This is a genomic window from Embleya sp. NPDC001921, assembly GCF_053594475.1.
In genome coordinates this window covers 1-24,931 of record NZ_JBSFEO010000052.1, presented here as the reverse complement: position 1 = coordinate 24,931, position 24,931 = coordinate 1, and the positions used below count along the sequence as shown (strand labels likewise).

At 71.7% G+C, this 24,931-nt stretch carries 24 protein-coding genes; 16 read left to right on the top strand and 8 right to left on the bottom strand.

All coding sequences use genetic code 11. The annotated features are described in order from the left end of the window. The first annotated feature begins 82 nt into the window (after nucleotides 1-82). The 3 genes from ACWCPW_RS41895 (at nucleotide 83) to ACWCPW_RS41885 (ending at nucleotide 4,312) form a co-directional block, all read left to right on the top strand. The gene (locus tag ACWCPW_RS41895) at nucleotides 83-2,176 is read left to right on the top strand and encodes a DUF4139 domain-containing protein (protein ID WP_449766871.1); all 2,094 of its coding nucleotides are present in this window, start codon (nucleotides 83-85) and stop codon (nucleotides 2,174-2,176) included. Between the two features lie 2 nt (nucleotides 2,177-2,178). After that, a complete protein-coding gene (locus tag ACWCPW_RS41890; RefSeq protein ID WP_449766870.1) occupies nucleotides 2,179-3,783 on the top strand; it encodes a mucoidy inhibitor MuiA family protein in 1,605 nt (534 codons plus the stop codon). A 91-nt stretch (nucleotides 3,784-3,874) separates the two neighbouring features. Then, on the top strand, nucleotides 3,875-4,312 hold the full coding sequence (locus tag ACWCPW_RS41885) for a PLD nuclease N-terminal domain-containing protein (protein WP_449766869.1): 438 nt from the start codon (nucleotides 3,875-3,877) through the stop codon (nucleotides 4,310-4,312). 191 nt (nucleotides 4,313-4,503) lie between these two features. On the opposite strand, the gene ACWCPW_RS41880 is transcribed toward ACWCPW_RS41885, so the two are convergent. Beyond that, nucleotides 4,504-5,406: an IclR family transcriptional regulator gene (locus ACWCPW_RS41880; protein ID WP_449766868.1), complete on the bottom strand. Its 903-nt coding sequence runs from the start codon at nucleotides 5,404-5,406 to the stop codon at nucleotides 4,504-4,506. A gap of 94 nt (nucleotides 5,407-5,500) precedes the next feature. Here ACWCPW_RS41880 and ACWCPW_RS41875 point away from each other — a divergent pair, with 94 nt between their 5' ends. Further along, complete coding sequence (locus ACWCPW_RS41875) at nucleotides 5,501-7,276, top strand: N-acyl-D-amino-acid deacylase family protein (protein WP_449766867.1); 1,776 nt, start codon at nucleotides 5,501-5,503, stop codon at nucleotides 7,274-7,276. 257 nt (nucleotides 7,277-7,533) lie between these two features. Here ACWCPW_RS41875 and ACWCPW_RS41870 read toward each other — a convergent pair whose 3' ends face one another. Both ACWCPW_RS41870 and ACWCPW_RS41865 read right to left on the bottom strand, forming a co-directional pair. Next, complete coding sequence (locus ACWCPW_RS41870) at nucleotides 7,534-8,529, bottom strand: hypothetical protein (protein WP_449766866.1); 996 nt, start codon at nucleotides 8,527-8,529, stop codon at nucleotides 7,534-7,536. An 80-nt stretch (nucleotides 8,530-8,609) separates the two neighbouring features. Continuing rightward, the gene (locus ACWCPW_RS41865) at nucleotides 8,610-9,215 is read right to left on the bottom strand and encodes a rhomboid family intramembrane serine protease (protein ID WP_449766865.1); all 606 of its coding nucleotides are present in this window, start codon (nucleotides 9,213-9,215) and stop codon (nucleotides 8,610-8,612) included. Nucleotides 9,216-9,268: 53 nt separating this feature from the next. On the opposite strand from ACWCPW_RS41865, the gene ACWCPW_RS41860 reads away from it, so the two are divergent. Next, nucleotides 9,269-9,952: a UbiX family flavin prenyltransferase gene (locus ACWCPW_RS41860; RefSeq protein ID WP_449766864.1), complete on the top strand. Its 684-nt coding sequence runs from the start codon at nucleotides 9,269-9,271 to the stop codon at nucleotides 9,950-9,952. A gap of 37 nt (nucleotides 9,953-9,989) precedes the next feature. Here the strand turns inward: ACWCPW_RS41860 and ACWCPW_RS41855 are convergent, their stop codons facing one another. After that, entirely contained in the window at nucleotides 9,990-10,124 is a 135-nt protein-coding gene (locus tag ACWCPW_RS41855; RefSeq protein WP_449766863.1) for a hypothetical protein, read from the bottom strand. A gap of 180 nt (nucleotides 10,125-10,304) precedes the next feature. Between ACWCPW_RS41855 and ACWCPW_RS41850 the strand changes: the two genes are divergently transcribed. From ACWCPW_RS41850 to ACWCPW_RS41825, 6 genes are all read left to right on the top strand, one after another. Then, the gene (locus ACWCPW_RS41850; RefSeq protein WP_161358665.1) at nucleotides 10,305-10,763 is read left to right on the top strand and encodes an Lrp/AsnC family transcriptional regulator; all 459 of its coding nucleotides are present in this window, start codon (nucleotides 10,305-10,307) and stop codon (nucleotides 10,761-10,763) included. A gap of 107 nt (nucleotides 10,764-10,870) precedes the next feature. After that, the gene (locus ACWCPW_RS41845; RefSeq protein WP_449766862.1) at nucleotides 10,871-11,830 is read left to right on the top strand and encodes a threonine ammonia-lyase; all 960 of its coding nucleotides are present in this window, start codon (nucleotides 10,871-10,873) and stop codon (nucleotides 11,828-11,830) included. Between the two features lie 80 nt (nucleotides 11,831-11,910). Beyond that, complete coding sequence (gene mqnE / locus ACWCPW_RS41840) at nucleotides 11,911-13,074, top strand: aminofutalosine synthase MqnE (protein WP_395873317.1); 1,164 nt, start codon at nucleotides 11,911-11,913, stop codon at nucleotides 13,072-13,074. A 183-nt stretch (nucleotides 13,075-13,257) separates the two neighbouring features. Next, entirely contained in the window at nucleotides 13,258-14,325 is a 1,068-nt protein-coding gene (locus ACWCPW_RS41835; protein ID WP_449766861.1) for an SUKH-4 family immunity protein, read from the top strand. Between the two features lie 130 nt (nucleotides 14,326-14,455). Beyond that, the gene (locus tag ACWCPW_RS41830) at nucleotides 14,456-14,767 is read left to right on the top strand and encodes a DUF4229 domain-containing protein (RefSeq protein WP_449766915.1); all 312 of its coding nucleotides are present in this window, start codon (nucleotides 14,456-14,458) and stop codon (nucleotides 14,765-14,767) included. A gap of 449 nt (nucleotides 14,768-15,216) precedes the next feature. After that, on the top strand, nucleotides 15,217-16,617 hold the full coding sequence (locus ACWCPW_RS41825) for a dicarboxylate/amino acid:cation symporter (RefSeq protein WP_449766860.1): 1,401 nt from the start codon (nucleotides 15,217-15,219) through the stop codon (nucleotides 16,615-16,617). A 61-nt stretch (nucleotides 16,618-16,678) separates the two neighbouring features. Here the strand turns inward: ACWCPW_RS41825 and ACWCPW_RS41820 are convergent, their stop codons facing one another. Continuing rightward, the gene (locus ACWCPW_RS41820) at nucleotides 16,679-17,821 is read right to left on the bottom strand and encodes a helix-turn-helix transcriptional regulator (protein WP_449766859.1); all 1,143 of its coding nucleotides are present in this window, start codon (nucleotides 17,819-17,821) and stop codon (nucleotides 16,679-16,681) included. Nucleotides 17,822-17,895: 74 nt separating this feature from the next. Between ACWCPW_RS41820 and ACWCPW_RS41815 the strand changes: the two genes are divergently transcribed. From ACWCPW_RS41815 to ACWCPW_RS41805, 3 genes are all read left to right on the top strand, one after another. Next, nucleotides 17,896-19,635: an MFS transporter gene (locus ACWCPW_RS41815; protein ID WP_449766858.1), complete on the top strand. Its 1,740-nt coding sequence runs from the start codon at nucleotides 17,896-17,898 to the stop codon at nucleotides 19,633-19,635. Between the two features lie 145 nt (nucleotides 19,636-19,780). Then, a complete protein-coding gene (locus tag ACWCPW_RS41810) occupies nucleotides 19,781-20,299 on the top strand; it encodes a GNAT family N-acetyltransferase (protein ID WP_395873312.1) in 519 nt (172 codons plus the stop codon). A gap of 50 nt (nucleotides 20,300-20,349) precedes the next feature. Continuing rightward, complete coding sequence (locus tag ACWCPW_RS41805) at nucleotides 20,350-20,853, top strand: DUF4186 domain-containing protein (RefSeq protein ID WP_449766857.1); 504 nt, start codon at nucleotides 20,350-20,352, stop codon at nucleotides 20,851-20,853. 57 nt (nucleotides 20,854-20,910) lie between these two features. Here the strand turns inward: ACWCPW_RS41805 and ACWCPW_RS41800 are convergent, their stop codons facing one another. The 3 genes from ACWCPW_RS41800 to ACWCPW_RS41790 all read right to left on the bottom strand — a co-directional run bounded on the left by ACWCPW_RS41800 (nucleotide 20,911) and on the right by ACWCPW_RS41790 (nucleotide 22,673). Then, on the bottom strand, nucleotides 20,911-21,897 hold the full coding sequence (locus tag ACWCPW_RS41800) for a fibronectin type III domain-containing protein (protein ID WP_449766856.1): 987 nt from the start codon (nucleotides 21,895-21,897) through the stop codon (nucleotides 20,911-20,913). A gap of 124 nt (nucleotides 21,898-22,021) precedes the next feature. Beyond that, complete coding sequence (locus ACWCPW_RS41795; protein ID WP_449766855.1) at nucleotides 22,022-22,318, bottom strand: helix-turn-helix domain-containing protein; 297 nt, start codon at nucleotides 22,316-22,318, stop codon at nucleotides 22,022-22,024. A gap of 4 nt (nucleotides 22,319-22,322) precedes the next feature. After that, on the bottom strand, nucleotides 22,323-22,673 hold the full coding sequence (locus tag ACWCPW_RS41790) for a type II toxin-antitoxin system RelE/ParE family toxin (protein ID WP_449766854.1): 351 nt from the start codon (nucleotides 22,671-22,673) through the stop codon (nucleotides 22,323-22,325). 320 nt (nucleotides 22,674-22,993) lie between these two features. On the opposite strand from ACWCPW_RS41790, the gene ACWCPW_RS41785 reads away from it, so the two are divergent. Both ACWCPW_RS41785 and ACWCPW_RS41780 read left to right on the top strand, forming a co-directional pair. Beyond that, nucleotides 22,994-23,845: a hypothetical protein gene (locus tag ACWCPW_RS41785; RefSeq protein WP_449766853.1), complete on the top strand. Its 852-nt coding sequence runs from the start codon at nucleotides 22,994-22,996 to the stop codon at nucleotides 23,843-23,845. Between the two features lie 73 nt (nucleotides 23,846-23,918). Next, nucleotides 23,919-24,710, top strand: a complete 792-nt coding sequence (locus ACWCPW_RS41780; protein ID WP_449766852.1) for a hypothetical protein — start codon at nucleotides 23,919-23,921, stop codon at nucleotides 24,708-24,710. Nucleotides 24,711-24,931 lie beyond the last annotated feature (221 nt).

Below are 24,931 nucleotides of genomic sequence, written 5' to 3'. Positions count from 1 at the left end.
ATCCGATACGGACTCGCCGGACCCGCACGCGCACCCGGCCGGTCGGGCTACCTTGGTCCCTCGTGCCGAGCAGGAGGGGTACATGCTCACGGTCGCTTCGGAATTGCGTTCGGTGGTCGTCCATGCCGTGGGGGCGGTGTGCGTGCGGAATTGTGAGGTGGACCTGCCGGCCGGCCCACCGGGTCCGGTCCGGGTGCGGGTGACCGGATTCCCGCTCACCGCGTACGGCGACTGGCTGCGCGCGCGGGTGATCGGCGGCGGCGCGGGGGTGCGGGTCACCGACATCCGGCCCGTGGTCGACGTCGACGTGGTCGAGGAGACGGACCTGCCCGCCGTGCTGCTCGACCTGGAGGCGGCCGAGTCCCGGGTCCGGGCGCTGCAGGCGAAAAGCGCCCGGCTGGCCGAGGAACTGGCCGAGATCACCGGGCTGGAGGCGGTACGGCCGTCCGTGCGGCGCGGTGATCCGCCGCGCCCCGCACCGGTGTCCGCGCTGCTGGAGCTGGCCGCGTTCACGGACGAGCGGGCCGAGGCGCTGTACGAGCGCATCGGCGTCTGCGACGCGGAACTGCGCGAGGCGGTCCGCGACACCGAGCTGTTCCGGGCCCGGCTGAACGCGGCGTCCGGCGCGCAGCGCACCGAACGGGCCCAGGCGTCCGGCACCGCGGTGGTCACCCTGGAGCACAGCGGCGAGGCGGGCCCGGTCGAGCTGGCCGTGGAGTACCACGTGCCCGGCGCGCGCTGGGCGCCGATGTACCAGTTGCGCCTGGACGAGGCGATGACCGGCGGCACGCTGGTCATGCGGGCCTGCGTCGCGCAGCGCACCGGTGAGGACTGGACCGGCGTGCGGCTCGGCCTGTCCACCGCCGACCTGGCCCGGAGCACCGACCTGCCCGAGCTCAAGTCGCTGCGCCTGGGCCGCCGGCAGAGCGCGCCCGCGCACGCGGGCTGGCGCGAGCCACCGGCCGGGCTGGCCGAGCTGTTCGCGGGCTACGACGCGGGTGTGGCCAAGCGCCCGGCGGCGCCGCGACCGGCGTACGCGGGGGCGGCGGCCGAGACGCTCGCCGCCGAGGACCGGATCCTGTATCGGGCGGCGCCGATGCCCGCGCCGATCACCCCGGCCGCCCCGGGGGCGGCCATGGCGCCGCCGATGCAGGCCGCCGGCGGCTTCGGCGCGCCGCCCCCCGCGCCGCGTCCCCCCGCCGCGAAGTCACATCGGGCCCGAAGCGCCCCGTCCGAAGGCTCCGCGCCCCGAGGTGCCTTCGAACTCGCCCGCTTCGACGGGGCCGCCGACGAGGACCCGATCTCGCCGAGCGCCGAATCGGCCCCGCCGGCGCAGCCCGAGCCCGGCAGCGACCTCCTCGACTACGCGGCTCTGCAACTGCGCGGCGCGGACGACGCCCAGGCCCGCGGCCGACTGCGCTCGGCGCCGCACGGTCCGGGCGGAGTCGCGATGGAGTACCGCCGGCGCGCCGACGAGCCGGCCCGGCTGACGCTGCCCGAGCACGCGCTCGCGCCGCGCGACGCGGCCGGTTCGTACGACTATCGCTTCGACACCACGGCGCCCGCCGAGGTGGCCGCCGACGGGGTGTGGCACACCATCCCGGTGTGCGAGATCGAGGTCTCGCTCGAACCCGAGTTCGTCTGCGTACCGGCCCTGGACGACGCGGTGTTCGGCACGGTCGTGCTCGCCAACGCGTCGGCGCACGCGCTGCTCCGCGGTCCGGCGGACGTCTCGGTGGCCGGCGAGTTCCTGATGACCGTGCCGCTGCCGACGCTCGCGCCCGGCGCGCGCGAACGGGTCGGCGTGGGCGTCGTGGAGAGTGTGCAGGTGTCGCGGAACGCGCACATGCGCGAGTCGACGGCGGGTCTGCGCGGCGGTACGGCCGTGCTCGACCACCGGATCGAGATCGAGGCGGTCAACCACCTCTCCCGGCCGATCCGGCTGGACATCCTGGAGCGCGTTCCGGTCACCGACGACAAGGACGTCAAGATCGAGGAGCACGCCGGCGCGCCGCGCTGGGTGGAGGACACCGAGCTGCGCGACGGGCGGCACGTCCCGGGCGCGCGGGTGTGGCACGTCGAACTCGCCCCTGGCGAGCGGAAGAAGCTGACCGGTGGCTACGAGATCCGGATCCCGGCAGCCAAGGCCGTGGTCGGCGGGAACAGGAGGGTCTGACGATGACTCAGCCGACGCCGGCGCGGAGCACGCCGGCCGAGAGCAAGCCGGAACCGCTGCCGATCACGGCGGTGACCTGTCTGGAGGACCGGGCGCAGGTGACCCGATCCGGCCGGATCGAGGTGGCCGAGGGCGTACAACGGGTGCTGGTCGGCCCGGTGACCCCGCTCGCCGTGGACCGGTCGCTGCGGGTCGAGGTGATCGCCGACGACGGCACCGCGACCGCGATCGACGCGCGTGTGGTGCGGGTGTACACACCCAGGCCCGCGATCGGCCCCGGCCCGGACGCCTCCGAGCTGCGCCGCCTCGTGCACGACCTGGACGAGCGGATCGTCGCGCTGTCCCGGCACATGCACCGGCTGCACACCCGGCTCACGCTGATCGCGCAGGCCCGGACCGAACTGCGCCGCGACATCGCCGAGCACACCGGTTTCGGTACGGCCGAGCCCGAGCGCTGGGCCGCCGAGCTGGACCGGCTCTCGGCCGAGGCCGAGGACCGGCACGCCGAACTGCACGTCCTGGCCGACGAGCAGTCCTCGGTGGAACGTCGGCTGCGCGACGCGCGGGCGGCGCTCGAGGTGGCCGAGCAGCAGCCCGCGGAGCTGACCGCGACCGTCGAGGTGGTGATCGAGGCCGAGCGCACCGGGTCGGCCGAGCTGCGAGTGGTGCACCTGGTGCCGTGCGCGTTGTGGCGGCCCGCCTACCGCGCGACGCTCGCGCCGGATCGCCGGTCGATCGAGATCGAATGCGACGCGGTGGTGTGGCAGCGCACCGGCGAGGACTGGTCCGGCGTCGCGCTGTCCCTGTCCACGGCGCGTCCGACCCTGGCCGCGCGTCCGCCGAGCCTGGTCGAGGACCGGCTGACCCTGCGCGAGCGCACCCAGGTGGAGAGGAAGCAGGTCGAGGTGGACCTGCGCGAGGAGGAGATCGCCACGGTCGGCCGGGTCGCGGGCGGCTCGACCGAGCTGCCCGGGGTGGACGACGGCGGCGAGGTCCGGGTGCTGGCCGCGCCCGCGCCGGTGCAAGTGCCCTCCGACGGCCGCCCGCATCGGGTCCGGCTGACCACGTTCACCGCGGCGTGCGAGCCCGAGGCGGCCTGCGCGCCCGAGCTGTCGCAGTACGTGAGCCAGGTGGTGCGCTTCGCCAACGACGCCGGTCACGCGCTGCTCGCGGGCCCGGTGGAACTGGTCCGCGGCAGCGGGTACACCGGCCGCGGACAACTCGACTTCGCCGCGCCGGGCGAGGAGGTCCGGTTGCCGTTCGGCAGCGAGGACGACTTCCGGGTGGTACGCGAGGTGACCGAGTCGCGCACGACGGCCTCGCTCACCGGACGCACGGTGGTCACCCGTACGGTGACCGTCTTCCTCTCGCACATCGCCGCGCCGGGGGCCGAGTCGCCCGGGACGGTGGTGCTGCGCGAGCGGGTGCCGGTGTCCGAGGTGTCGGCGGTCGAGGTCAAGGTGCGCGGCGACCTGTCGGAACCGGCGCCGGACGCGGTCGACGAGCAGGGAATCGTCCGCTACGACGTGCGATTGACGGCGGGCGAGCGGCGCCGGATCACGCTCGTGTACGAGCTGCACGCGTCGGGCAAGGTCACCGGGCTGTGAGGGATCCGGTGTTCATGGAGCCGACCGTTTACGCTGGACAGGAGACGCATCCGAGTACCAAGCGCCGAGTACCTGCCTGGGAGACCGCCACATGATCAGGGTTCTGCTGTTTCTGCTGCCCCTGGCCGTCGGGATCTACGCGTTCATCGACTGTCTGACCACCGATGAGCAGAAGGTCCGCAGCCTGCCCAAGATCGCCTGGGTCTTCATCATCTTGTTCTTCTGGCCGGTCTTCCTCGGCCCGATCGGCTGGTTCGCCGCCGGACGCCCCAAGCGCGAGTACACCCCCGGCGGCTCCGGCGGCTTCGGGTTCGGCGGCCGGAACCAGGGCCGGCAGCTCGCCCCGGACGACAACCCGGAGTTCCTGTCGTCCCTGAGCAAGGACAACCGCAAGCCGAGCGACCCGTCGTCGAACAGCGACGAGGACGAGATGCTCAAGCGCTGGGAAGAGGACCTCAAGCACCGCGAGGACGACCTGCGCAGTCCCGACCAGGACAACCCGGAAGGGCGCGCGAAGGACAAGGACTGAGCCGGGCTTCGGCCGCACGGCCGGTCGGGACGCGTAGCGCGGCCCGACCGGCTTTTGTGTGCCTGGGTATGTCCGGGTGTGTCCGGGTGTCCGGCGTCGTGCGCGCGGCGCGGCCGTTCGACTCGTGGCGGGCGGCGGGCGGCGGGCGGCGGGCTGCGGGCTGCGGCGTGCGGGCTGCGGCGTTCGGCCGCTCAGGTCGCCGCGGCCACCTCCGCCGCCGCGTCCGCGAGCAGCCGGCCGGTCTTTTCCAGCGTCCGTCCCTCGGTCCGGGGCGCGAAGCCGCGCAGGCTCAGGATCAGGACCAGATCGCCGTCCCGGTCGTGCACCGGCGCGCTGATCGCGCCCACCCGGTAGTCCCGGTCCGGTTCCAACTCGTCGATCTGTCCGCCGTCGGAGCCGCCGATCTCGGCCGCGATCTCCTCCAGGAGTGTGCGCAGCCGGGCCGCCGACGCGCCCGCGCCGAGCGTGTCCAGCCCCTCCAGGTGCTCGTCCAGTTCGCCGAGCGTCTCGCCCAGCCGGGTCTCCACGTCGGTGACCAGTTCGATCGCGAACCCCCGGCGCCGCGCGTTGTCGATCGCCCGCGCCATCCGCCCGCGCGCGGCCGGGCCGTCCGCCTCGTCGAGCCAGCGCCGGATCGTCTGCTCGTCCGCCCAGGGCACGTAGCCGATGCCCAGCGGCGGGGTGATCGGCGCCTGGGCGCCGACCCGCAGCCGGTGCGATTCGGGTCCCGGCGCGCGGACCACCTCGGCGATCGCCACGTGGTGTTCGCCGGGCGTCATCGCGAAGCAGGACAGGCCGGTCTCGTCGCGCAGCCGCGCCATGATCGGCCGCGCGACGTCGAGCACGCCCAGCCCGCGCGCGGCGGCCCGGCCCACCGCGACCAGAGCCGGGCCGAGCCGGTAGGTGCGCCGGGTCGGATGGCGGATCAACCAGCCCAGCGAGGTCAGGCTCGCGAGCATCGGATGGCAGGTCGCGGGCGTCACCGCGAGATGCCGGGCGATCTCGGACAGGGTCAGTCCCTCCGCCGGCCGTTCGGCGATCGCGTCGATCAGCGAGACGAGTCGGTCGGTCTGCGGGGACGGTCGTGGGGCCATGGCCGGCACCCTACTGGATCTTTTCGCATAGTGCGCATCTTGACTCGCACAATGCGCAGCCGTACGGTCTGCCCACGTTACCGGGGAGGCTCATATGTACGACCTCAAGATCATCAACGCCACGATCGTGGACGGCACCGGCGCGGACCGGTTCGTCGGTGACATCGGTGTCCGGGACGGCCTGATCGTCGCGGTCCGCCGGCACGACGGCCCGGATCCGGCCCTGGACGGCGACGCGGTCGAGACGATCGACGCGACCGGTCACCTGGTCACGCCGGGTTTCGTGGACATCCACACCCACTACGACGGCCAGGCCACCTGGGACGAGGTGCTCGACCCGTCCACGTCGCACGGCGTGACCACGGTGGTCTCGGGGAACTGCGGGGTCGGCTTCGCGCCGGTTCGGCCGGGCCGCGAGGACTGGCTGATCGCTTTGATGGAGGGTGTCGAGGACATCCCCGGAACGGCCCTCGCCGAGGGCATGACGTGGGGCTGGGAGACCTTCCCGGAGTACCTGGACGTCCTCGAACAGCGCACGTTCGCCGCCGACATCGGTGTCCAGGTGGCGCACGGCGCGGTGCGCGCGTACGCGATGGGCGACCGCGGCGCGCGCAACGAGCCGGCCACGGCCGAGGACATCGAGGCGATGGCGGTGATCGTCAAGGAGGCGATCGAGGCCGGCGCGCTGGGCTTCTCCACGTCGCGCACGGTCGCGCACAAGGCGATGGGCGGCGAGCCGGTACCCGGCACCTTCGCCACGGAGGACGAACTCTTCGGCCTGGGACGGGCGATGGCCGCGGGCGGGCGGGCCGTCTTCGAGTTGGCCCCGACCGGCTCGTCCGGCGAGGACATCGTCAAGCCCGCCTCCGAGGTGGCCTGGATGCGTCGACTCGCCGCCGAGATCGGCATGCCGGTGTCGTTCGCGCTGCTCCAGGTCAACGCGGCGCCCGAGTTGTGGCGCGAGTTGATGGCCGAGTCGCAGGCCGCGAACGAGGCGGGCGCGCGGCTGCATCCGCAGATCGCGGGCCGCCCGTTCGGGATGTTGACCGGGTTCGGCACCCGCAACGCGTTCAGCAAACGACCGACGTTCCGGGCGATCGACGACCGGCGGGCGGCCGGCGAGCTGGACGACGCGGCGTTCGCGGCCGAGTTGGCCCGGCCCGAGGTCAAGGCGGCGATCCTGGCCGAGACCGACCTGCCCAGCGACCCGACCGTCCCGGGCGACTCGGTCAACCTGGCGATGCAGTTCATGCTGGACCGGATGTACCCGATGGACACCGTCCCGGACTACGAGCCGCTGCCGGAGCGTACGGTGACCGCGATCGCCCGGGCGCGCGGCGAGGACCCGCTGTCCACGCTGTACGACCTGCAACTGGAGGACGACGCGCGGACCACGCTGATGGTCCCGATGTTCAACTACTCGGACGGCGACCACGAGGCGATCCGGGAGATGCTCACCCACCCGGCGAGCGTCTTCGGCCTGGCCGACGGCGGCGCGCACTGCTCGATGATCTGCGACGCCTCGCAGCCGACCTTCCTGCTCACCCACTGGGCCCGCGACCGCAGCCGCGGCGAGCGCCTGCCGCTGGAGTTCCTGATCCGCAAGCAGACGATGGACACCGCCGCGCTCTACGGCCTGTCCGACCGAGGCGTGGTGGCCCAGGGCAAGCGCGCCGACCTGAACGTGATCGACCTGGACGCCCTCACCCTGCACCGCCCCCGCATGGTCCACGACCTCCCGGCCGGCGGCGGCCGCATGCTCCAGAACGCGACCGGCTACGTGGCCACGATCGTCGCGGGCCAGGTCACCAGGCGAGCGGGCATCGACACCGGCGCGCGGCCGGGCCGCCTGGTCCGCGGCGCCCGCTGACCGACCGGCCCGGCGTCCGCGCGACCCATCGACGGTGCGCCCACACGTGGCCCGCCGCACGCACGACGTGCACGAACGACCGGCCGGATCACGCCGCGCAGACGGAAGGCCCCTCGGGTGAGGGGCCTTCCGGCAGCCGGGGTCGACGCGGGGCGCGGGCGGGAGGGTCCGATCCCTGGTGGGCTCGTACGGGCGACGGTGGTAGCTGCGCTGCCGCCTTCGCCCTTCGACGCCCGAGCGGGCGGATTCGCCTTCGGTCAGGCCGTCTTGTTCTCGCCGAACAGACCGCCGTCGCCGCCGAAGGACTTCAGGAGGCCGTTGAGGTCGATCGTGTCGCCGGCCGGCGGGGCCTTGGGGGAGATGCCGCCGGAGAGCTTGGAGTACTTGAGGTCGAGGGTGACCTCGTTGGTGCCGTCGCTCTTGTCGTCGGCGGTGACGCGGACCGGGAACGGCTTGCCGTTGGCCGCGATGTAGATGGTGAGGGTCGCGCCGTCCTCGTCCTTGGAGACCAGCGGGATCACCTTGGTCCCGTTGATCTCGGTGGTCTCGCCCTTGGTCAGCTTCGGCTTGTCGCCCGAGTCCGAGGAGTCGCCCGAGTCCGAGTCCGAGTCGGACCCGAACGGCGAGCTGCCCGAGCCGCCGAACGGCGAGCCGTCGGACCCGCCGAACAGCCCGTCCAGCGACGGCTTCTTGCCGCCCTTGAGCAGGTCCTGGCCGAGCTTGCCCGCGCTCCCGTCGCCGAGCTTGATGTACTTGCCCTCGACCAGCTTGGCGCCCTCGACGAACATCTTGGTGAACTCGTCGCCCAGCTCCGAGTCGCCGGCGGACGGGGCCTCACCGGACGCGGCCTCGGCCCGCTTGCCCAGGTCCACGAGGGTCTGCACGGTGCCGGGCGCGATCCGCACGTAGACGGTCTTGTCGACCCCGATCAGGTCCACCGGCTTGTCCCCGAGGGTGATCTTGCCCTCGACCTGCTCGGGGGTGCCGATCTTGACGTCCAGGCCGAGCGGGGTGTCGTAGATCTTCCCGGTGCCCTGGATGCGCAGGTTCGTCAGGTCGTCGAAACCGGTCTCGGCCTGCTTGGAGAGCGCCTCGACACTCAGTCCCTCGTTCGACGGGCCTTGGGGGTCCAGGGCGTCACCGCCACCGCCCAGGCTGTTGAAGGGGTCTCCCGAGGACGACTCGCCACAGCCGGCGGCGAGCAGGACCAGCGGTACGGTCAGGGCCGCGGCGGATATCCGGAGCGAACGCACAGTTGAACTCCCGGTCGAGAAACGATCGATGGCACGGCGAAGAGTGCCTACCCGAATGGTAGGCAGCGATGTCCACCCCATTACCCGACGGGCAGGTCCGCGGGCGAGAGCTGCGACACATCGCGTCGGCGGCGGAAGGCCAGCGCCGCCAACACGCCGCCGATCAGGCCGAACAGGTGGCCCTGCCACGACACTCCCTCCGCGAGCGGGGTGACCCCCATCGCGAACGAGCTGCCGTACAGGCCCAATACGGCGAAGCCGATGAGCACGTCCAGCACCCGGCGGTCGGCGAACCCGCGCACGATCAGATAACCGAACAGGCCGAAGACCAGGATGCTCGCGCCCGCCGTGTTCGATCGGTCCGGCGCGGTCAGCCACACTCCGAGACCGCCGATCAGGGTGATGGTGAGCAGTACGGCGAGGAAGCGGGCGACCCCGCGCAGCGCGGCCAGGAAGCCGAGCAGCATCAGCGGGAAGGTGTTGGAGACGATGTGTCCGGTGCCGAAGTGCAGGAACGGCGCGCTGAGGATGTCCGGCAGTTCGTCCGCCCGCCGGGGGGTGATCCCGTGCGTGAGCAGTGAGTCGTCGCTCGTGTAGTTGACGAGCTGGACGACCCAGACGGCGCCGATCAGCACTGCGGTGATCAGGGCCGCGTCGCGGACCCCCGACACGGATATGCGGGACATGCGCACCCCTCCCCTGCGGCCGGTGCCGCCGCTACGAAGCCACAATAGGAGCCATGGACCAGGAGCGGGACAGTTCGGGACGACGTCCGTGGATCGTCGGCGTCTCGGGGGCCTCGGGCACGCCGTACGCCGCGGCGGTGTTGCGCGGGCTGCTCGACGCCGGTGAGCACGTGGACCTGGTGGTCAGTCGGGCCGCCCGGCTGACCCTGATCGACGAGACCGGGATCGCGTTCCGCGACGCGCACTGGCGCGACGACCTGGCCGCGTGGACCGAGCTGGACGCGGACGCGCTGGCGCGGGTCCGCTACTGGGCGGCCGGCGACCTGGGCGCGGGGCCCGCGAGCGGGTCGTACCCGGCCAAGGGCATGGTCGTGGTGCCGGCCAGCACGGCCTCGGTCGCGGGCATCGCCATCGGCCTGTCCAAGGACCTGCTCCAGCGTGCCGCGGACGTCACGCTCAAGGAGCGTCGCCCGCTCGTGCTGGTGCCGCGCGAGACGCCGCTCACCGGCACTACGCTGCGCCACCTGGTCCGGCTCGACGACGCCGGCGCGGTGATCCTGCCGGCCTCCCCGGCCTTCTACGCGGGCGCCCAGGACGTGCGGCGCCTGGTCGACTTCGTCGCGGGCAAGGCGCTGGACTCGCTCGGCGTCGCGCACACCCTCTACCGGCGCTGGGACGGCGAACTGGGCGGCGCCCGACGCGAGGCGGCCGGGGAACCGAAAAGGCCCCCGCGGTGACGGGAGCCTTGAGGGTCTTGCCGGATCTGCCGGGCGATCAGCGCCCGGACTTGCGGCGGCCGACCAGACGCTTCACACGCTTGAGAGTGCCGGACGGCTGGGTGGCACGTGAGCGTTCCGCGATGGCATGCAGTTCCTGCATGTGTGCGCGGGCCATCTCCAGGGTGTACACGGTGTTGTCTCCCCACGAATCGTCATCGGAGGCTTGTAGCTCCCGATGCCTTTGATTCTAAGGGTTAGAATCAGAATCGTCCAATGAATTACAGGCCTCACGTGGGTTTGCGCCCCTGTCATGTCGCAGACCCCTGATCGCCCCCCGGTGGACACCATCGATTACCTGGAGGAAACGGACATGGATGCCGTCGACCGCAAGCTGATCCAGGCGCTGCGCGGCAACGGGCGAGCGTCGTACGCGGAGCTGGGTCGACTCGTCGGCCTGTCCGGGCCGAGCGTCACCGATCGCATCAACCGGCTCGAACAGGGCGGCGTGATCACCGGCTACCGGGCCTCCGTCGACCCGGTCTCGCTCGGTCTGGGCGTGACCGCGCTGATCGGGATCCAGCTCTCCGACGCGGCCGACCACGACGACGTGAGCCGCCGGCTGCGCGATCTCGACGAGATCGAGGACTGCTGGTTCATCGCCGGAGACGACTCGTTCATGCTCAAGGTCCGGGTCTCGGACATGGAGGGCTTGGAGAACGTGGTCCGCCGCCTTTCCGGCACCCGCGGGGTGGCCCGTACCCGCACCACCGTGGTGCTCTCGACCAAGTGGGAGTACCGCGCGGCCGAACTGCCCGAACCCACGGAATAGCCGCGCCGAACCCCGCACGGCCGTGCCCGACCCGCCGAGCGGCCGCGCCGGCCGTGCCGGCGAAAAGATCGGCGGGCGCGCCCACGCCTGCTCGTAGGGTGGCGGCCATGACGAACCTGGTGACTCTCGAAGACCTCGAGGCCGCACGGAAGCGGATCGCGGGCACGGCCGTACGCACCCCGTTGCTGCCGTCCCTGCACGGTGACGCCGACCGACCCCTCTGGCTCAAGCCGGAGGGCCTCCAGGTGATCGGCGCGTTCAAGATCCGCGGCGCGTACAACGCGATCGCGGGGCTGACCGAGGCCGAGCGCTCGCGCGGGGTCGTCGCACACTCCAGCGGCAACCACGCGCAGGCGGTGGCCTACGCGGCCCGCCTGTTCGGCGCCCGGGCGGTGATCGTGATGCCGGACACCACGCCGACCGTCAAGATCGAGGCCACCCGCGCGCTGGGCGCCGAGGTGGTCTTCGTCACCCCGGAGCGGCGGGACACCGCGGCCGGCGAGTTGTCCGCCGAGCACGGCTACGCGTTCGTGCCGCCCTACGACGACGCGCGGATCATCGCCGGCCAGGGCACCGCCGGCCTGGAGATCATCGAGGACCTGCCCACCGCGGACACCGTACTGGTCCCGGTCAGCGGCGGCGGCCTGATCTCCGGCATAGCCGCCGCGGTCAAGCTGACCAGCCCGCATACCAAGGTGATCGGCGTCGAGCCCGAACTGGCCGCCGACGCGGCCGAGTCCTTCCGTACCGGCGTGCGCACCACGTGGTCCACCACCGACACCTACCGCACGATCGGCGACGGCCTGCGCGCCACCTCGGTGGGTGTACTGACGTTCGCGCACATCCAGGCGTACGTGGACGACATCGTCACGGTGACCGAGGAGCAGATCCGCGAGGCGATGCGCTTCCTGGGGCGGCGCGCGCGCCTGGTCGCCGAGCCCTCGGGCGCGGTGGCCACCGCGGCCTACCTCTTCCGCAAGGACGCGCTGCCCGCCGGCCGCGAGCACGTCGCCGTGGTCAGCGGCGGCAACGTCGACCCGGCGCTGTACGCCGAGGTGATGGCCTGAGCGAGCGCCCGGCATGCCGGGCGTAACCTCGTAGCAGCCGTGCTGCGGCGGACGAGAAGACCTAGAGGGAGTGCCGACACATGGACGCGGGCCTGCGCAAGGAGATCGAGGACAAGGTTTTCGCCGGGGAGCGCCTGAGCCGTGAGGACGGCATCGCGCTCTACGCGAGCGACGACCTGGCGTGGCTCGGCGGGCTCGCGCACCACGTGCGGACGGTGAAGAACGGCGACAAGGTCCACTTCAACGTCAACCGTCACCTCAACATGACGAACGTGTGCAACGCCTCGTGCGCCTACTGCTCGTTCCAGCGCAAGCCGGGCGAGAAGGACGCGTACACGATGCGGATCGAGGAGGCGGTACGGCTCGCGAAGGAGATGGAGCCGGACGGGATCACCGAACTGCACATCGTCAACGGCCTGCACCCGACCCTCCCGTGGCGCTACTACCCGAGGTCGCTCAGCGCGCTCAAGGAGGTGCTGCCGAACGTCGCGCTCAAGGCGTTCACCGCGACCGAGATCCACTGGTTCGAGAAGATCTCCGGCCTGTCCGCGTCGGACATCCTCGACGAGTTGATGGACGCGGGCCTGGAGTCGCTCACCGGCGGCGGCGCGGAGATCTTCGACTGGGAGGTCCGGCAGCACATCGTCGACCACGACACGCACTGGGAGGACTGGTCGCGGATCCACCGGCTCGCGCACTCCAAGGGCCTCAAGACCCCGAGCACGATGCTCTACGGCCACATCGAGGAGCCCCGGCACCGGGTCGACCACGTCATCCGACTGCGTGAACTCCAGGACGAGACCGGCGGTTTCCAGGTCTTCATCCCGCTGCGCTACCAGCACGACTTCCACGACAGCAAGGACGGCATCGTCCGCAACCGGCTCCAGGCCCGGACCAGCATGGCCACCGGCGCCGAGGCGCTCAAGGTGTTCGCGGTCTCCCGGCTGATGTTCGACAACGTCCCGCACGTGAAGTGCTTCTGGGTCATGCACGGCCTGGCCACCGCGCAACTCGCGCTCAACCACGGTGCGGACGACCTGGACGGCTCGGTCGTGGAGTACAAGATCACCCACGACGCGGACGACTTCGGCACGCCGAACAAGATGACCCGCGACGACCTGCTCGACCTGATCCGGGACGCGGGCTTCCGCCCGGTCGAGCGCAACACCCGCTACGAGACGCTGCGCGAGTACGAGGGCCCCGACCCGGCCCGCCGCGACACGCCGCAGCCGATGAAGCTCTGACCTCGCGCCGGCGACGCCGTGGTCCGGCCGCCGCCGGTGGCCGAGGCGCGGCCCAGGAAGCTTCGACCTCGCGCCGGCGACGACGACCGGGTATGGGGGAGTGTCGTGCCCGGCCGGTGCGTCCGGACCCGGACCGCCCGCCGTGGCCGAACGCGTTCGACGATCGCTCGGGAAGGCTGCCGGATGGCTGACGCGCTGCGGATTCCGCTCACCCGGGCGCAGGTCGAGGAGTGGTTCGGCGACGTGCTCCGGCACGATCTGCCGGAGATCGCGCACGCGCCCACCCGGCGCTTCCTGGCCGAGGTGGGTCTGCCGCGCGAGGCCGCGCTGATCCGGTTCGAACCGGGCGGCACCCGGGGCCGGCTGATCGTGCTCGGCACGTACGGCTCGCCGCACACGCCGTCGTACGCGGTGCTGCTCGACGGCACGACCGGTCGGGTGTTCGTCGAGCAGCGCTTCGGCGATCCGACGCCGATGTCGATGGACGTGTCCACCCTGGTCCGCAACGCGGGCCTGGTGGAGGCGATCCGGGCCGGTCGCGGACCGGTGCGCACCGGCGAGGAACTGATCGACCTGCTCGGCGAGACCGAACCCGAGTTGGATCCGAGGCACTCGTTCTGGCACACGTCCTTCGCGCTGTGGCAGTTGCGCCGGGCGGCGGTGCCGGGCGAGGGCCTGGCCGTGCGGATCACCCCCGCGATGCTGGACCTGGTGTACGAGAACGAGTTCTCCGGCTACGACGAGCGGCAGTTGCCCGCCGCGATCACGCACGAGCCGACCCGGCGCTTCCTGCTCGACATCGGGTTGATCGACGCGTGGGCCTACCTGGACATGCGCAGCGACGACAAGCCGCTGGCGACCCTGGCCGAGCTGATCGCCGAGCGCCGGGCCGACTGGGACGACGAACCGGAGCCGCCGGCGGACGCGGAGCACCTGGTCGTCCTGGGCTACGTCAGCGAGGACGGCGACCTGCTCGTGGACGGCCGTACCGGCGTGGTCCGGCGCTGGTACACCGGCGGCGACGAGCCGGAGATGGACACGCTCAACACCGATCTGTCCACGCTCGCCTTCACCATGTGGGTGATCGGGCGGATGCGTCGGCAGGGCGAGCGGTTCGGCATCGGCATCCACGACGTGTGGGAGCCGATCGTGGTCGACCTGCTGTCGTCGGTCGATCCGCTCGCGTGGGCGCGGCCGGGAGGCTACTGGGAGTACATGATCCTGGACGGCATCAACGGCCTCGGCCCGTGATCCGGCCGGTCGGGTTCCGAGTCGGGGCCCGGCTCGGCGTCCCGAATACGGGATGCTTGACTGGAGGGGACGGCCCGGCTCGCGCCCGCCGCCACTCGAATTGCTCCGGCCAGGGAAACCGAAGGTGACCATGTCGAATCCCGCGCTGCGTTACTCGCTCTACCGGCTCGGCATCTTCGCCGCGTTGTTCGGCGTGGTCATGGTCGTGTTCGGGTTCTTCGACCTGGACGGTCGGGGGAACGTGTTCATCGCGATCGCCATCGCGGCCGCGGCGTCGGCGGTGATCAGCTACAAGTTCCTGAACGCGGAGCGGGACGCGATGTCCGAGGCCCTGTACGAGCGCATGCAGCGGGCCAAGCAGCGCATCGCCGAGGACAACCACGCCGAGGACGAGGCGGTGGCTCCGATCACCCGGATCGCCAAGGCCAAGGAAGCCTCCTAGGCAGCCTTCCTCGGCCTCCCTCACCTACCATCGGCCTCCCTTGGCCTTCCTCGGCCTCCCGGTCGGGAACCCGGCGGCACGCGACCCCTCCGGTCGGGGAAGCCTCTTAAGCGAGGTGTGGCCGGCCGTGTCCGTGGGTGTCCGGCGGTGTCCGTTCCGTAATTCTTTGCGTTTATCGGTTTAGTGTCGCTATCCTCACTCCCATGATTGGTGCAGGCGACACGCAGTTGACGGACGCGGCGGTGGGTTTCCCGCTCGTGTCCCGTCGGCACGTCGACCTGGGCCGTTGCGCCACCGCGCTGTGTCGCGGCTGACCGCCGCCGTGCCCCTGCCGGGCTGACGTCTCCACGCTCGTCGCCCCGACCGCCCGCACGCCGGCCCTCCGCGGCCGTTCTGCGCGAAGTATCGCTTCCTCGTAGTCCTTCCTGCGGGCACACGTGTGCCTATTGATGCGCAGGTTCACGGCCGCTCCGTACCGCCACCCCCGTCCCCCACGGTGCCCGTTCAGGAGCCCTGCCTTGTCTGCAGTCGATTCACTCAAGACCCTGAAGAGAACTCCCTTCTGGGCCCAGATAGCCGCCGGCCTCGTGCTCGGTGTGGCCTTCGGCTTCATCGCCAAGGAATACAACGTCTCGTGGCTGACCCAGACGCTCGACCAGATCGGCACGATCTTCGTCCAGCTGCTCAAGCTGGCCGTACCGCCGCTGGTGTTCACCGCGATCCTGGTCAGCGTCGTCAACCTGCGGAACGTCAACAACGCCGCGCGGCTGGCCGCGCGCACGCTGCTGTGGTTCCTGATCACGTCGCTGATCGCGGTCGCGATCGGCCTCACCATCGGCCTGGTCACCAACCCCGGCGACGGCTTCAAGCTGCCGGCCGACCCGGGCAAGGCGCCGAAGACCAACGGTGACTGGCTCGACTTCATCACCGGCATCGTGCCGACCAACATCGTCACCGCCTTCTCCGAGGTCAAGGTCCTGCAGATCGTCTTCCTGGCGGTCGTGCTCGGCTCCGCGATCCTGTCGGTCGGCGCCAAGGCCGAACCGCTGGTCAAGGGCGCCGAACTGGTCCTGGAGATCATCCAGAAGGCGCTGTGGTGGGTGATCAAGCTGTCCCCGCTGGGCACGCTCGGCCTGATCGGCACCTCGGTCGCCACCTACGGCTGGGACCTGATCAAGCCGCTGGGCACCTTCACCGCCGACATCTACATCGGTTGCGCGCTGGTGATGTTCGTGGTCTACCCGCTGCTGCTCGCGCTGGTCGGCAAGGTCAACCCGCTGAACTACTTCAAGGGCGCGTGGCCGGCCATCCAGCTCGCGTTCGTCTCGCGCTCCTCGGTCGGCACCATGCCGGTCACCCAGAAGGTCACCGAGCGCCTCGGCGTCCCGAAGGACTACGCCTCGTTCGCGGTGCCGTTCGGCGCCACCACGAAGATGGACGGTTGCGCCGCGATCTACCCGGCGATCGCCGCGATCTTCGTCGCCGAGGTCTACGGTGTGAACCTGGGCATCAAGGAATACCTGCTGATCGCGTTCGTCTCGGTGATCGGCTCGGCGGCCACCGCCGGTCTCACCGGCGCGATCATCATGCTGACCCTCACGCTCAGCACGGTGAACCTGCCGCTGGCGGGCGTCGCGCTGCTGCTGGCGATCGACCCGATCCTGGACATGATCCGCACCGCCACGAACGTGGCCGGGCAGGTCGTGGTGCCGATCCTGGTCTCCGCTCGGGAGAAGACGCTGGATCTGGAGAAGTACAACAACCCGCGTGATCTGGAAGCGCCCGACGAGCCGGCCACGCCGCACGTCCCGCTCCAGAAGACGGCGGAGCGCGAACCGGTCTCGGTCTGACGCTCCCGCTCGACCGGCGCCCCCGATCCCCTCGTGCCGAAGGGATCGGGGGCGCTGTCGTTCACCGGCGGGGAGGGGCGGGGGTGTCTTCGGCGGGCTCGGTCTCGGTCTCGGGCGCGGGGGTGGGGCCGGGGATGTCGGCGGTGGCCGTGACCGCGGGGCCGCTCGCCTCCGTCGCGGTCGTGCCCTCCGCGACAGCCGCCGCTCCGTCCGCCGCCGCACGCGCCGCCGCGTCCGCCGCGTCGGCGATCGGGGTCGCGCCGCCGTAGCGTCGGGCCAACCGGCGGATGTAGGCGACCAGTTCCGGCGGGTCCTCGATCTCGAAGTCGGCGTCGAGCAGGCTGATGTAGACGGCCAGGTTCTCGATGCTGGACGCGCTCGTCTCGAACACGCAGGTGTCGTCGTCGACCACCGCGAACGCGCCGAAGGCGGGCGGCACCTTTTCGGCGACCGAGCCGATCGGGGCGCGCACCAGCACCCGGGCGCGGAACTGCCCGCGCGCGCTCTGCACGCCCTGGTTCACGAAGGCCGCCACGTCGCCGTCGGCGGGCAGTTCGCGCGGGGTGAAGCGGGGGCCGTGCGGCGGACGCGGGGTGATCCGGTCCATCCGGAAGGTGCGCCAGTCCTCGCGCTTGACGTCCCACGCGACCAGGTACCAGCGGCCCATCCGGTGCACGAGCCGGTAGGGCTCGACCACGCGCGAGGTCTCCTTGCCGTCGTGCGAGCTGTACCGGAAGCGCAGTTGCTCGTGGTCGCGGCAGGCGCCGGCCAACACGGTCATCACGTCCATGTCCACGGCCGGACCGGTCTGGCGGACCGGGACGGTGTACTTCTGCAGCGCCTTGACCCGGCGATGCAGCCGGGACGGCAACACCTGGTCGAGCTTGGTGAGGGCGCGTAGCATCGCCTCGTCCATGCCGTCCACCACGCTGCCGGCGGCGATCCGCAGTCCGACCACGATGCTCACCGCCTCCTCGTCGTCCAGCAGGAGCGGCGGCAGCGCCTTGCCGGCGCCGAGGCGGTAGCCGCCGACCACGCCGCGCCGCGCGTGCACCGGATAGCCCAGGCCGCGCAGCCGCTCGATGTCGTAGCGGACCGTCCGCCCGCTCACGCCGAGCCGTTCGGCGAGTTCGGGGCCGGTCCAGTCGGGCCGCGTCTGCATGAGCGAGAGCATGCGCAGGAGTCGCGCGGAGGTTTCCAGCATGCGTCGAAGTCTGCCGGCTCCGGGCCGATCAAACAGGAACGAACATTGCCTGTTTCGAATCTAGTCTCGGGGTTGTGGAAAACAGCGGCGAGAAGACCCTCGCGACCCCGACGTCCCAGTCCCCGGTAGGCCCGCGGCAGCGCTGGCTCGGTCTTATGGTGGTGCTGGCCGCCACCTTGATGAACCTGCTCGACTCCAGCGTGGTGGGCGTCGCGGCGCCCGCGATCCGCGGCGACCTGGGCGGGAGCTACGCGAGCCTGCAGTGGATCGCGGCCGGCTACACGCTCGCCCTCGCGGTGGGCCTGCTCACCGGCGCGCGGCTCGGCGACATGTACGGCCGCAAGTTCATGCTGATGGTCGGCGTGGTCGGCTTCGTGGTGCTCTCGGTGGCCTGCGCGATCGCCTGGTCGCCGGAGACGCTGATCATCGCGAGGGTGCTCCAGGGGCTGGTCGGCGCGCTGATGATCCCGCAGACGTTCGGCCTGATCCGGGACCTGTTCCCGCCGGCCGAGATCGGCAAGGCGTTCGCGGTGTTCGGCCCGGCGATCGGACTGTCCACGGTGCTCGGGCCGATCGTCGCGGGTGTGCTCGTGGACGGGGACCTGTTCGGCACCGGGTGGCGGATGATCTTCCTGATCAACGTCCCGCTGGGCGCGTTCGCGCTGCTGACGGGGTGGCGGATGTTGCCCGACGTGGCGCCGAGCGAGGCGGGCGGGCGGCTGGACGTGGTGGGCATGGCGCTCGCCGGTGTCGGCACCTTCATGCTCGTGCACCCGCTCGTCCAGGGACGCGAACTGGGTTGGCCGGTCTGGTCGTTGGTCGAGTGCGCGGCGTCGCTGCCGGTGCTTGCGGCGTTCGCGGTGCACCAGTTGCGCCGCGAGGCGGCCGGCAAGGTGCCGCTGATCAGGCTGGGCGTGTTCCGGCGTCGCTCGTACGCCTCGGGCGTCGGGTTCGTGATGGTCTTCTTCGGCGCGATCGTCGGGATCTCGATGGCGATCGGCCTGTTCCTCCAACTGGGCCTGGGCTACAGCCCGACCCGGGCCAGCCTGACGATGGGCGCGTGGGCGCTCGGCGCGTTCCTCGGCTCCGGCCTCAGCGGCGCGGTGATGGGCAAGCTGGGCCGGCGCATCCTGCACATCGGGCTGGCCGTGATGGCGGCCGGCATCGCCTGGATGTACCTGGTCTTCGCGGACGCCGGGGCGGACATCGGCACCGGCGACCTGCTCGCGCCGCTCGGGCTGTTCGGGCTCGGCATGGGGATGATCTTCGTGCCGGTGTTCGACATCATCATGGGCGAGGTCGAGGACCACGAGGTCGGTTCGGCCTCCGGTGTGCTCGAATCCGTCCAGCAGTTGGGCGCCTCGCTGGGCATCGCGATCCTGGGCACGGTGTTCTTCGGCGTGATCGGGGCCCAGGCCACGCACAACTTCGACGAGAGCGCGGCACCGAAGCTGCGTACGGAGCTGACCGCGGCGGGCGTGCCGGTGGGTACGCAGGACGCGATCGTGGCCGGGCTGCGGGCGTGCGTGGACGCCCGGGAGAACGCGACCGACCCGGACCGGCTGCCGGCGAGCTGCACGACCGTCCCGGTCACCCCGGCCTCCGCCGAGCCGGTCGCGAGGGCGGGCGCCGAGACGCACACCCGCTCCTCGATCGACGCGGTCAAGCGCACGACCCTGCTGGCCTTCGGCCTGACCGCGGTTGCCTTCGCCCTGGGCTTCCTCCTCCCCAAGCGAGCCCGCGAGAACCAGTTCACCCCGGCGGAGCCGACGTCGCCCTCCCCGACCCAGGAACGCGAGCCGGCCCTGGCCTGACCCCAGGCCCCCTCACCGAGCGGCGCGGGACCCCCCACCACGGGTCCCGCGCCACTTGCCGTTCCCGCCGGCCCCGGCTCCGGCGCGCTCGGGACCGGATTCCGGGGCGGTTCGAGGGGTGGAGCGGGCGCGGGAGAATGGTTGTATGACAACGCCCGTCCGGCTTTCCGCGATCGATCTCGTCACGTACACCCCCGGTCTGGCCGCGCTGCTCGTGGACGCGGTCGAGGACGGGGCCGGGGTCGGCTTCCTCGCCCCGCTGCCGATCGACGCGGCCGCCGAATGGTGGGCGGCCCAGGGGGCCGAGATACGCAGCAACCGCACCATCGTCTGGGTCACCTCGGACCACGAGGGCGTCACCGGGACCATCCGGCTGCGCCTGGCCGGCATGCCCGACAGCCGGCATCGCGCCGCGGTCGCCGGGCTGCTGGTGCACCGCCGTGCCCGGGGCAACGGGCTGGCCCGCGAACTCCTGGCCACCGCGGAGCGGTTCGCCGCCGCCGCGGGGCGCAGCCTGCTCACCCTGGACGCTCCGACCGGCAGCGGCGCGGAGCGCCTGTACAAGCGCGCCGGCTGGATCGAGTCGGGCGCCATCCCGGCCTACGCCGCGGACCCCTCGGGCGTGCTGCGGTCCACCACGATCTTCCACAAGCAACTGGGCTGAAGGGCTGAAGGTGAGCGGGCCGACCGGGACCGGTTACCGTTGAAGGCGATATGACAACCAAGACCTCCAAGGGCGCCAGGCCCGAGCCGCTCGACGCCTGCCTGGACGCGATCGGCAAGCTCCCCTCCCGCGCCAAGTTCCACCTGCCCGGCCGGGAGCGTACGGTCGCCCAGACGCTGGGCGAATCCGGCGTGCGCTGGTACGCGTACGACCTGGTCGCGCGCCGCCTGGGCCCGGCGCGGCCCAGCAAGGAGGGCCGCCAGACGCCGTACCGGGGCCACCCGGTCTTCGTGGCCCAGCACGCCACGGGCACGTGCTGCCGAGGCTGCCTGGAGGAGCTGCACGCGATCCCGCAGGGCCGGCAGCTCGACAAGGCCGAGCTCAACTACGTCGTCAACGTGATCTGCCTGTGGCTGACCCGCGAGATCGGCCCGGTCGCCAAGCCGAGCGGTCGCGCGGCCCGCACTCCGCGCTCGGCGATGCCGACCATCCCGGAGAAGCCGACGGGCTCCACCAGGTCCGCGCGCGCCACCCGCGCGTCGCGGTCGCGCTGACGGCCTCCGTCCCGGCCGGCCGGGACCGGCTCCCGGGTATCCACCCCGGCGAAGCGCTCAGGGGCCGGCCGACGGCGCCGACGGGTCCGTGCCGCCGGCCGGCGCGTCCGTGAGGGTCAGGTCGGCGGAGAAGGCGCCCCACTTGCCGTCGGGCAACTGGCCCCGGATCTTCAGCACCCGCCCGGCCACCGGCTGATCACCCAGCGGAAGGCTGTACTGCGCCGTCCCGGACGGCGGCGCCACCCCCCACATCACCGTGGTCAGGAACTTCCCGTCCAGGTACACCTCGTAGCTCGCGACCGCCCCGTCCACGTCCGGCGGCGTCCAGCTCAGGTCGACGTACGTGCCGTCCACCGCGACCCGGGGCACCGCGCGCAGCCCGGTCGGCGCGGTGTCGCGACCGTCGCCGGTGCCCTGCTCGGTGAGCACCGCCACGGCGTTGCTCTCCGGCGACTTGTTGTCCGCGGCGTCGCGCGCGGTGACCGTGAAGCTGTACTCGGTGCCCGGCCGGAGCCCGTTGACCACCGCCGTGGTCAGGTCTCCCGCGACGCTGTGCACCCGCACACCGGCCTGCCACACGTCGTACGCGGTCACCCCCACGTCGTCCGTGGCGGCCTCCCAGGACAGCGTGGCACCGCCGGAGCCCCGGGCCTGCCCCCGCACGTTCCGCGGCGCGGTCGGCGGCACGCGCTCGCCCCGGGCCACGGACAAGGTCGTGGCCGGCACGACCACGCTGGCCGGCGACACGTTCCCGGCCTTGTCCCGCGCCCGCACGGAGAACGAGTACGCCGTCCCGGGGGTCAGTCCGCCGACGTCGACCATGTGCCGCCCGCCGGTCACGTCCAACACCTTCGTGTCCCCGCGGTACACCTCGAACACCGCGACGTCCGGATCCGCGCGCCACATCACGTGCACCGACACCGAGCTCGACGCGAGCGCGGTGACCTCGCCGGGCACCGCGGGCGCCGAGGTGTCCTTCCCGTCCTCGGAACACCCCGCCACCACCAGCGCAACGGCCAACCCGGGCAAGCCGATCCATGCCATTCGTCGCGCCACGATGCCTCTCTCCAGGAGAGCAAATTGGTCTAGACATATATGACACAGCATCCGGCCGCGGACAAGACACGAGTCGGCACGGACTTGCCCGGAGCGGCCCACCACCACCCGCTCAGGCCGCCGTGTGCGGCGCCAGGCGCACGATCAGCTCGGCGTCCAACGCCCTCGCCAGCCGTTCCAGCACCTGGATCGTCGGCACGGTCCCACCTGCCTCGAAGCGAGCCACGGCCGACTGGGTCATCCCGGCGGCGTCGGCGAGCACGGCCTGCGTGAGCCCGTGTCGTTCGCGCATCTCCCGAACGCTGCGCCCGAGCTCGAACGCGATCCGAGTCGCCTCGTAGGCCTCTTCGGCGCCGGCTTCCGCCATTCGCCGCGAGCGGATCTCCTGCCAGTCACTGCGGCCGCTCATACGCTTACTCCTCGTCATCGTCGGCTGTGTGAGCCTGCTCGACACACCGTCGCAGCGCACGCCGAGCGCGCTCGACCTCGCGCGTCTGTACCATCCGGGTCTTGCGAAAGACGGTCAGCAGAATGATCCTCCGCCCCGAGGCGATCCAGTAGGTGACTCGGATGGCGTCGCCGTCGAGGTGAAACCGCAGCTCACGGAGCTTTCCGTCCAGCTGCCGCGTGTACGGCTCGCCGAGCAGCGGGCCCTGGGCGGCGACCAGGTCGATGTAGAAGGCCGCAGTCGCAAAATGCGCGACCGGCAAACCTTCGAGCCATACCCGGACGTCCGGTTCCAATTCAACGGTACCCCAGTTCATAGCGTTGATGCTATGAACTGGATTCGGTTCACTCGTCGAAAGCCGAGTCGTTCACTCGACCGTGTTCGTGGTGGGCGTTCGCACCGGGACGAAGCGGTCGAAGGGAGTGCGTGCGCGGGGCGGGTCGGCGCCTCGCGTGTGCACTCACATGGAATTCCCATGGAACCCGCGTAGACCCGGGCCAGGGCTCGGGCGGTGCCGGTGGCGAGCCTGCCCGTGGCGTCGAAGTGGCCCTCGTAGTAGCGCTGTTCCCGCACGCGAGGCGTCGCCACCGGCTTCAATGGTTGTCGAGGCGAACGTTTCGGAAGCGGGGGCGATCCATGACGCGCGTGGTGGCTGTGGGGGCGGCCCTGATCGTGAGCGGCGCGCTCGTGGTCGGGTGCCAGGGCGGTTCGTCCAAGGGGGGTTCGTTCGGCCTGAAGAGCGACCCGCCCGCCGCGAGCGCGAGCCAGGGGGGTCCCACCGATCCGCCCCCGCCGCCGGCCCTGCCCTCGTCGGATCCGGTCACCCCCGCACCGCCGGTGTCCATCACGCCGCGCCCGACCGCGACCACGCGTGCCGACGTCGCGCTCACCACCCCGCAGGCGCAGGCGCTGGTCGCGGCGGTCGTACTGGTGCCCAAGGATTGGGGCCCGACCTACGTCCCGCAGGAACGCAACTACGAGTACGCCGCGCTGGACCGGGTGATCACCGGCACCGACTGCAAGCAGGTGGTCCAGGGCACCACCCCGGGCGCACTCGCGACGATGGCGCGCTACGTGTACATCCCGGACGGGCAGCCGAGCGTGGACAACCTCAGCAAGACGCTCGCGACCTCCTCCGCGACGGTGTACGCCAGTACGGAGGCGGCCCGGACCGACATGAAGATCGGGATCGACGACGGGCGGCGCTGCCCGAACCAGGTGCTCGCCGGCGACGAGAAGCTGACCGGCATCCAGATCTTCGACCTGACCGTCGAGGGCATCGACGAGGTGCACGTCGCACGCGCCCAGTGGGTCGGCGGACGCGGCGGCGCGCCGTTCCAGTACGTGTGGGTGACGGCCCGTCAGGGCCAGATGGTGCTCACCGCGGCCGTCGTCGACCGGGGCGACAAGACCTTCGAGTCGGCCAAGAACCAGGCCGTCGACGCTCTCGCCAAGATGGTCGCGCGCACCCGGGTGCAACTGCGCTGACCCCCGCCAAGCGTGGTGAATACCATGGGGGTTCACGCACACGGGGGGCATCGGGATGTACGGCATCACAAGAGTGGCGGTTCACGCGGTCGGTCCGATACTCGGCGCCCTGTTGCTCGCGGGCTGCGCCGACGGTGGTGACGATCCGTTCGCGGTGGCTCCCGAGGCGGCGCCCACCAGCGCCGACCCGATGGTCAAGGGCCCGGGGCCGAGCGGTTCCCCCTCGCGCCCGAGCGCTTCCGCCACCCGCCCGGTCGCCGGCACCGCGCCGCCGAGCCGTACCCCCGAACAGGCACAGGCGCTGGCCACCTCGCTCGCGCTCGGCCCGGAGGACTGGGGGAGCGGCTTCGTCCGGCAGAGCACGTACGAGTTCGCCGGCGAGACCTGGACCGACTACGCCGCCGACTGCACGCAGCAGACCGTGCCCCTGGCGCCGAGCATCGTCGGACAGTGGGTACGCCAGGTGCAACTGCCGGATCCCGGCCAACCCGCGCAGCTCTCCAGCGGCAGCACCACCGTGATCGTGCACAAGGACGTGCGCGGCGCGCGCGAGCAGGCGCAGAACGCGCGCCAGGTCAAGGACCGTTGCCCGACCCGCACCTACCCGGACGGCACTCGGGCCAAGGACACCCCGGGCGCGTCACAGCCCGCGTTCCCGGAGGCGGACGAGGTGTTCGCCGAGGAGGGCCTGATGTACCCCAAGGCCGGCGGCGGACCGTACCCGTACGTCGTGCTGACCCTGCGCAAGGACACCGTCGTGATGTCCTCCTACTACAGCGGCCCCACCGCCGACCGGCTTCCCGAAGTACGCACCCGCGCCGGCCAGGCCGGCCGGCTGATGCTCGACCGCCTGCTGCGCTCCTGATCGGGCGCCCGGCCCGGCCCGGGGAACTCGCCGCCACCGCGCGGTCGGACACCCCCGGGCCCGGTCCGGGGTGCCGCCCGGGGGCTGGAAGTGCGCCGGAGGCCGTCGGGACGGCTAACGTTTTGGTCATGACCCAATCGCACGGCTTTGAGACCCTGGCGATCCATGCCGGGCAGGAACCCGACCCGTTGACCGGGGCCGTGGTTCCGCCGATCTACCAG